This is a genomic window from Mycobacterium helveticum, assembly GCF_007714205.1.
Classification (GTDB): domain Bacteria; phylum Actinomycetota; class Actinomycetes; order Mycobacteriales; family Mycobacteriaceae; genus Mycobacterium; species Mycobacterium helveticum.
Genome location: NZ_VMQU01000181.1, coordinates 1 through 7,553 on the forward strand (window position 1 = coordinate 1; position 7,553 = coordinate 7,553).

9 protein-coding genes are annotated in these 7,553 nt (G+C 68.0%); 7 read left to right on the top strand and 2 right to left on the bottom strand.

The window, feature by feature from the left end; all coding sequences use genetic code 11:
- On the bottom strand, positions 1–935 hold a 935-nt coding region (locus FPZ47_RS25390), incomplete at its 3' end, for a DUF7159 family protein (RefSeq protein WP_145039685.1).
- A gap of 573 nt (positions 936–1,508) precedes the next feature.
- Between FPZ47_RS25390 and ag85B the strand changes: the two genes are divergently transcribed.
- Positions 1,509–2,501 carry a diacylglycerol acyltransferase/mycolyltransferase Ag85B gene (gene ag85B / locus FPZ47_RS25395; RefSeq protein ID WP_144954846.1) on the top strand — a complete coding sequence of 331 codons (993 nt, stop codon included), beginning with the start codon at positions 1,509–1,511 and terminating at the stop codon, positions 2,499–2,501.
- Between the two features lie 41 nt (positions 2,502–2,542).
- Here the strand turns inward: ag85B and FPZ47_RS25400 are convergent, their stop codons facing one another.
- Positions 2,543–3,157, bottom strand: coding sequence for a hypothetical protein (locus FPZ47_RS25400; RefSeq protein WP_210420005.1), 615 nt, complete (start codon positions 3,155–3,157; stop codon positions 2,543–2,545).
- A gap of 224 nt (positions 3,158–3,381) precedes the next feature.
- Between FPZ47_RS25400 and rpfC the strand changes: the two genes are divergently transcribed.
- The 6 genes from rpfC (at position 3,382) to FPZ47_RS25430 (ending at position 7,481) form a co-directional block, all read left to right on the top strand.
- Positions 3,382–3,804 (top strand): resuscitation-promoting factor RpfC, encoded by a 423-nt coding sequence (gene rpfC / locus FPZ47_RS25405; RefSeq protein ID WP_168209567.1) that lies wholly within the window; start codon positions 3,382–3,384, stop codon positions 3,802–3,804.
- Positions 3,805–3,846: 42 nt separating this feature from the next.
- Positions 3,847–4,320: an SRPBCC family protein gene (locus FPZ47_RS25410; protein ID WP_210420007.1), complete on the top strand. Its 474-nt coding sequence runs from the start codon at positions 3,847–3,849 to the stop codon at positions 4,318–4,320.
- A 38-nt stretch (positions 4,321–4,358) separates the two neighbouring features.
- Positions 4,359–5,189 carry an SDR family oxidoreductase gene (locus FPZ47_RS25415; protein WP_144954852.1) on the top strand — a complete coding sequence of 277 codons (831 nt, stop codon included), beginning with the start codon at positions 4,359–4,361 and terminating at the stop codon, positions 5,187–5,189.
- A 61-nt stretch (positions 5,190–5,250) separates the two neighbouring features.
- Complete coding sequence (locus tag FPZ47_RS25420) at positions 5,251–5,619, top strand: lipoprotein LpqH (protein ID WP_425461822.1); 369 nt, start codon at positions 5,251–5,253, stop codon at positions 5,617–5,619.
- A gap of 32 nt (positions 5,620–5,651) precedes the next feature.
- Positions 5,652–6,983: a cytochrome P450 gene (locus FPZ47_RS25425; RefSeq protein WP_144954858.1), complete on the top strand. Its 1,332-nt coding sequence runs from the start codon at positions 5,652–5,654 to the stop codon at positions 6,981–6,983.
- Positions 6,984–7,028: 45 nt separating this feature from the next.
- The gene (locus FPZ47_RS25430; RefSeq protein WP_425461823.1) at positions 7,029–7,481 is read left to right on the top strand and encodes a nuclear transport factor 2 family protein; all 453 of its coding nucleotides are present in this window, start codon (positions 7,029–7,031) and stop codon (positions 7,479–7,481) included.
- Positions 7,482–7,553: the final 72 nt, after the last annotated feature.

Sequence of the window (7,553 nt, forward strand, 5' to 3'; positions counted from 1 at the left end):
GGCGCGACCTCCCCGGGCGGGGCAACCGCCGGCGCGACGGCCCGGGCCAGCTGGGGTGCCGGGGAGTGCACCGCGTGTTTTGCCGAGGCGGCTTGGTCCTTCGGGGCGATCTCGATGCCCACGGCCAGCGACAGCGACGCGACGAACGTGACCGCGCCGGCGGCCAGCGCCGTCAGCGCGCCGGCATACGACAACCGCCGGGGGCGCGGGGGCTCCGGCGCCGGTTCGGGCGCGCGCACCACCAACTGCTCGTCGGTGAACTCGGTGCTCCTCGCGGCGGTCAGCGCCGCGCCCCGGGCGACCGTCACCTGAACCATGTTTTGCGCGAAAACCGGCACCGGCAAAGCCTTTTCCAGCTCCCACGAGAAATCGTGGATGTCGCTGTCCGCGCCGGCGACGACCACTCCGCCGGGACGCCAGCCGTTGCGCTCGAACATCCCGGTCAGCCACGACGTCAGCCCCTCGAAGCCGCCGCTGACGTGCTTGACGGCCGTCTGCGTCGCGCCGTTGTGCGTGTGCACCATGACGACGGTGGCGAACGCGCGATCGAGGATGCAGACCGCCGTCTGCTCGAAGCCGATGACCGGTGCGATGGCCCGAGCCAGCGTCTCGACGGCCTCGAGCAACCGAACCGGCACGATGTTGTCGAAACCCGCGTCGGTCAGCGCCTCCATCAGCAGCGCGGCCTGCGCGGCGGCATCGTCGGTCCACGTCACGCCGATGACCCGCACCCGCTGGTCGTTTGCGGATGCCACGGCCTCCACCCGCAGTACTTCGTCGGTCACCTGCTCGGCCGTGCTCACAGCGCGCACCCCGCCGCCGTCGTACAGCGGCATCTCGCGGTGGTCAAGGATGGTGCCGTCGGCGTCATGCCCTTCCGCGAGTACCCACCCGACGGCGGTCGACGTCACCGACAGTCCCAGTACCGTGTCCAAATTTGCACCTCAATCGTTCGACCGCCGATGCCCTCAGCCTCACCGTCGCGCACCATGCAACCGTCGGTGCGGCAGTTCGTGAGAGCCGGAACGGACCGGGACAGCGTGGTCTCCATCGGCGTGCTGCGAGAGAGCCTACGCGGTCGACGCACGCCTGGGTGCTCCGGCCCGCAATCCGCGCCTAACTCACAGACGACAGCCAGCATGCCGCCGAACCGCGCCACATCCGGGGCGGCGGAGCTGCACCCGGACCGCGTCGCTCGCGGGAACGCGGCCGGGTGATCGTTCCCGGCGTCTCCGTACGGCCGACGCGGACATCAAAGCGGATGCCGCCACCGCGCCGGGCCCTGGTCGGGCGGATCTGGCGAGCGCGGGGCGCCTACCTGCGTTGTTGCCGTGCCGTGTGCCGTATGGGAGCCGGGCGTGGCCCGTGCGGGGTCTTCCCGGACACTCGCGATCCGGCGCGAACAGCGCAACACAATCGAGACGAGGCCGCGTCCTCATCGACATTCGGCCTCCAACCACGGTAAATTCCAGCGAAGACACGCGACGACATACGACTAAGGGGCAGGTATGACAGACGTGAGCGACAAGATTCGGGCTTGGGGACGCCGGCTACTGGTCGGTGCGGCGGCGGCCACCGCGCTGCCCGGCCTGATCGGTCTTGCCGGGGACGCGGCCACTGCGGGTGCGTTCTCGCGCCCGGGCCTGCCCGTCGAGTACCTCCAGGTGCCCTCGCCGTCGATGGGCCGCGACATCAAGGTCCAGTTCCAGAGCGGTGGGAACGGTTCCCCGGCCGTATACCTGCTCGACGGGCTGCGGGCCCAGGACGACTACAACGGCTGGGACATCAACACCCCGGCGTTCGAGTGGTACTACAAGTCGGGTCTGTCGGTGATCATGCCCGTCGGTGGGCAGTCCAGCTTCTACACCAACTGGTACCAGCCCGCCTGCGGTAACGACGGCTGCAAGACCTACAAGTGGGAGACCTTCCTGACCAGCGAACTGCCGCAATGGCTGGCGTCCAACCGGAGCGTCAAGTCCACCGGCAGCGCCGCGGTCGGCATCTCGATGTCCGGCAGCTCCGCGATGATCCTGGCGGCCTACCACCCGCAGCAGTTCATCTACGCCGGCTCGCTCTCGGCGCTGCTGGATCCGTCCAGCGGGATGGGGCCGAGTCTGATCGGTTTGGCCATGGGTGACGCCGGCGGGTACAAGCCCGACGCCATGTGGGGGCCGTCGAGTGACCCGGCCTGGCAGCGCAACGACCCCACCGTGCAGATCCCGACGCTGGTCGCCAACAACACCCGCCTGTGGGTCTACTGCGGTAACGGCACGCCGTCGGAGCTGGGCGGGGCCAACATGCCCGCCGAGTTCCTGGAGAACTTCGTGCGCAGCAGCAACTTGAAATTCCAGGACGCCTACAACGCGGCCGGCGGGCACAACGCCGTGTTCAACTTCGACCAGAACGGCACCCACAGCTGGGAGTACTGGGGCGCCCAGCTCAACGCGATGAAGCCCGACCTCCAGAGCACCCTGGGCGCCACCCCCGGCGGCGGTGCCTAACCCTCTGCTCTGCCGACGCGCTACTGCGCCCGCCGTTCCCGTCAGCCCGTCTTCGCGAACTCGTCGGTGACGTCGGTCCATGCCGTCGCGTCGTCGGTGTGATCGTGCATGTCCCGGCATTGACCGTAGACGCGGACGATGCCCAGCCCCGGATCCTCGTTCTGGCGATAGATGACCGCCGTGGCGTCATCCTTGGACAGTGTCGTGCCGAAGGCGTGATCGTTGGCCGGCAGACCCTGGGTCCAGCCGCGGGCGCGGAGTGCGCGCACGATCGCCGGGAAGTAGCTGAAAGCCCGCGCGCCGGCCGGCAGCGCGAAGGTCAGGTAGACGGCGCCCTGATACGGCGGGTCGAAGCGGTCCTTGCAGGACATCAGTGCGTAGCCGGCCGACGAAGTGTTCAGCCGGGCGACGGTGACGACCTGTCTTGCGGCGTCGATGACCTGGGCCCGGGTCTGGTCGTCGCCGATCGGATCAGCCGGATGGTCGAGCACATCGGCGGGCGTGGCATGCAGCCGATCGACCGCCAGGAAGGCCCCGCCCAACAGCAGTGAGACCGTGAGCATGGCAGCGGTCAGCGCGCGAACCTGCGCCGGGCGCAGCCATCGCGTTGGTGTCCCCTGACTCGTGGGGTGACGGTCGTGGGCGGTCTTGCGCATGGGTGTTGTGTGAGTTCGTCTGGGGCCAGGCTAATCAACTCGGGCCGGTCCGGTACGTTCAGAGCCCGGCGTTAGCCGCACGGCGATATTGCCAGCGATAATTTAAATTTTTCTCACCGAATTCTAAAATTCCGATTTGGCCGGTCGGTAGGGCGATTTCCGCAGATAGACGGCATATCTCGCGCCATTTTCAAATAGGTAACGCTCCGGACACGCCCGCCGAAATGCTGGGCATGAAAAAACCCTGCACGCCTCTCGCCAAGACCTTGGTGGTCGGCGGGCTGGTTGCAGCGTCGCTGACTTCTCCCCCCGGTGTGGCCGACGCCGCACCCCCGGCACCCAACTGGGACGCGATCGCGCAGTGCGAGTCCGGCGGCAACTGGCACGCCAACACCGGAAACGGCGAATACGGCGGACTGCAGTTCAAGCCGGGCACCTGGGCGCGCTACGGCGGGGTGGGCAACCCGGCAGCCGCCTCGCGGGAGGAGCAGATCGCGGTGGCCGACCGGCTTTTCGCCGAGGAAGGCCTGGAACCCTGGCCGAAGTGTGGCGCCGAGTCGGGCCTGCCGATCGGGTGGTATTCGCACCCGGCCCAGGGCATCAAGCAGATCATCAACGGGCTGATCCAGCTCGCCGCGCCGCACTAGCTCGCGACGCTCCGCGATCGGGGCCTAGGAGCAAACGCCAAGCTGTGTTTGGATCGGGCCATGGAAGGTTCTGCGACCGTTCACATGAGTGCGCCCGCGAACAAGATCTGGGACGTGATCGCGGACGTGCGCAACATCGGGAGGTTCTCCCCGGAGGTCTTCGAGGCCGAATGGCTGGGCGGTGCCACCGGCCCGGCGCTCGGCGCGAAATTCCGCGGCCACGTCCGGCGCAACGAGATCGGGCCGGTGTATTGGACGACGTGCAAGGTCACCGCCTGCGAACCGGGCCGCGAGTTCGGATTCGCGGTGCTCGTCGGCGACAGGGCGGTGAACAACTGGCACTACCGGCTGGCGCCCAGCGAAGGCGGCACCGACGTCACCGAGTCCTTTCGGCTGAACTCCTCTCCGCTGCTTGCCGTCTATTGGCTGTTCGGTGGCTTCCTGCGCAAGCGGCGCAACATCCGTGATATGACCAAGACGCTGCACCGCATCAAAGACGTGGTCGAGGCAGGCTGATCACGACGCAGCACCGGAAGGCTCGCATGCCCGGCACCATGAGATCGGTGTTCATCACCGGCGCGGGCAGCGGCATGGGCCGCGAGGGGGCCAGGCTGTTCCACGCCGAAGGCTGGCGCGTCGGTGCCGTGGACCGCCACGACGACGGCCTGGCGACACTGGGGCGGGAACTGGGCGGCGATCGGCTGTGGACGCGCGCCGTCGACGTGACGGACAGGGCCGCCCTGGAGGGGGCGCTGGCCGGCTTCTGCGCCGGCAACACGGACAGCGGCCTGGACATGATGTGGAACAACGCCGGAATCGGCGAGACCGGCTGGTTCGAGGACGTGCCCTATGACGCGGCGATGCGCGTCGTGGACGTGAACTTCAAGGCCGTGCTGACCGGCGCCTACGCCGCACTGCCCTATTTGAAGAAGACGCCGGGCAGCCTGATGTTCTCCACGTCGTCGTCCTCGGCCACCTACGGCATGCCGCGCCTTGCCGTGTACTCGTCGACCAAGCACGCGGTCAAGGGGCTGACCGAGGCGCTGAGCGTCGAATGGCAGCGGCACGGGGTGCGGGTCGCCGACGTGCTGCCCGGCCTGATCGACACGGCCATCCTGACCACGACCACCGATCACTCCGCCGGCGCCGGCGCGACGTCGGCCGGGGACGTGCGCGCCCGCGCGCCCAAGAAGGGGATGTTCCGGCTGATGCCCGCGAGCAGCGTCGCGCGGGTGGCCTGGCAGGCTTATCAGCACCCGACACGGTTGCACTGGTACGTGCCCAAGAGCATCCGGATGATCGACCTGATCAAGGGGCTGAGCCCGGAATTCATGCGGGGTCGTATTCTCAAGTCCCTGCCCGCGCTGATGCCCGAGCGGCGGTAACGGAGGTCAAGGCGTGCGGAACCGGTTGCTCGTGGTCGCTGGTGTGCTGACGGCGGCCAGTATGGCGGGGTGCGCCGCGCCCCAGACCCTGCCGCGCAAGGCCGCCCATCTGACGATCGACGGCGCCACGCATGCGACGCGTCCCGCGGCGTGCAGCCAGGAGCAGTTCTACCGGACTCTCGACATCCGCGACCGGGGCGGCCGCGTCGAGGCGGTGGTGCTGCTCAGCGGTTACCGGGCCATCCCCGAGTGGGTGAAGATCCGCGACATCGACGGCTTCACGGGCAGCTACTGGAAAGACGGCGTGGGAGAGGCGCATGCCGATATCACCAACGACGCGTACACCATCAGCGGCAGTGCCTACGGCATCAGCAGCAGCAACCCCAATACGGTGGTGACGACGGCGTTCAAGATCACCGCCGAGTGCTGAGGCCCGCAACAGATTCGTCCTACGCTGGTCCGATGAAGGAAAGACTGCACTGGCTCGCGATGCACGGATTCGTCCGGGGCGCCGCGACGATCGCGGCGTGGCAGGGCGACTTGCAGGCCAGGCTGATCGCCGACCCGTCGGTGGCCGCGAATCCCATTCCGCTCTACGAGGAGCTGCGCGCTTTGGGGCCGCTGGTGAAAGGCCGCATCAACTACCTGACCGCCGACCATGCGCTGGCCCAGGAGTTGCTGCGGTCCGACGATTTCCGCGTGGTCAACATGGGGTCGAATCTGCCGCGGCCGCTGAGGCGGCTGGAACGCCGCACCCGCGACGACCTGCTGCATCCGCTGCGCGCACCGTCGCTGCTGGCCGTCGAGCCGCCGGACCACACGCGTTACCGCAAGACGGTGTCGGCGGTGTTCACGTCGCGGGCGGTCGCGGCCCTGCGCGAGCGCGTCGAGCAGACCGCCGCCGGCCTGCTGGACCGGCTGGCCCGCGGGTCGGGGACCTCCGGAGTGGTCGACGTCGTCGGACGGTACTGCTCGCAGCTCCCGGTCGCCATCATCAGCGACATCCTGGGAGTACCCGAGCAGGACCGGCGCCGCGTCCTGGAGTTCGGCGAGCTGGCGGCGCCGAGCCTGGACATCGGACTGCCGTGGCGTCAATACCGCAGCGTGCAGCACGGTCTCGCCGGATTCAACCTCTGGCTCGCCGCCCACCTTCAGGAGCTGCGGCGCGCGCCGAGCGACAACTTGATGAGCCAGTTGATCCAGATGGCCGAAAGCGGTGCTGCCGAAACTTATTTGAGCGATAAGGAACTTGAGGCGATCGCCGGTCTGGTGTTGGCGGCCGGGTTCGAGACGACGGTCAACCTGCTGGGCAACGGCATCCGCATGCTGCTGGACGCGCCGCAGCATCTGGACACGCTGCGGCAACGCCCGGAGCTGTGGCCCAACGCCGTCGAGGAGATCCTGCGGCTGGAGTCCCCGGTGCAGCTGACCGCGCGGGTGGCGCTCGACGACGTCGAGGTGGCGGGAACGCCGATCACCCGCGGCGAGTTGGTCGTCGTGTACCTGGCCGCGGCCAACCGCGATCCCAAGGTCTTCATCGACCCGCACCGCTTCGACATCCAACGGCCCAATGCGGGAAAGCATCTCGCGTTCTCCGGGGGTCGGCACTTCTGCCTGGGCGCCGCCCTGGCGCGCGCCGAGGGCGAAGTCGGGTTGCGGGCGTTCTTCGAACGCTTCCCCGACGTGCGCGCCGCGGGAACCGGAAGCCGGCGTGCCACGCGGGTGCTGCGGGGCTGGTCGACGCTGCCGGTGGCCCTGGGCCCGGCGCACTCGATGGCCGGGGTCGACAACTAATCGTTGACAGCCGCTGCGCGAGCGGGTGTGATGACGGCTGTGACAATCGAATCCACGAGCACTGTCCGCGACGTCGTCCTCGGGCTATGGCAGGCACTTTCGCGGCGGGACTGGGATGCGGTCAAGACCTTCCTGTCCGACGACTGCCTCTACGTCGACATGCCGGTGCCCGCGCTGGCCGCCCGCGGTCCCGACGACATCGTGAAGCGGCTCAAGATGGCGCTCGAGCCGCTGGCCGGCTACGAGAACCACGACGGCGTGCTGGTGTCCGACGGTTCCGACGTCCTCTACGAACATTCGGAGACTTGGACTTTCGCGACGGGAGAGCAGGGCGTGCTGCGGTTCGTCACGGTGCACAAGGTCGAGGACGGCAAAATCACGGTCTGGAAAGACTATTGGGACATGAACACGCTCGTCGGCTTCGCTCCCCCGAACCACTTCGGGAACCTCGCGAATGCGGACGTGAGCTGGGTTTTCGACGCGAGCGCGTTAGTCTGACCCTGATTTTTCAGCCTGATGTGGGTGATGGCTGTGTCGTGACACGGAAATGCCCTTCGTGCAAGGGAAAAT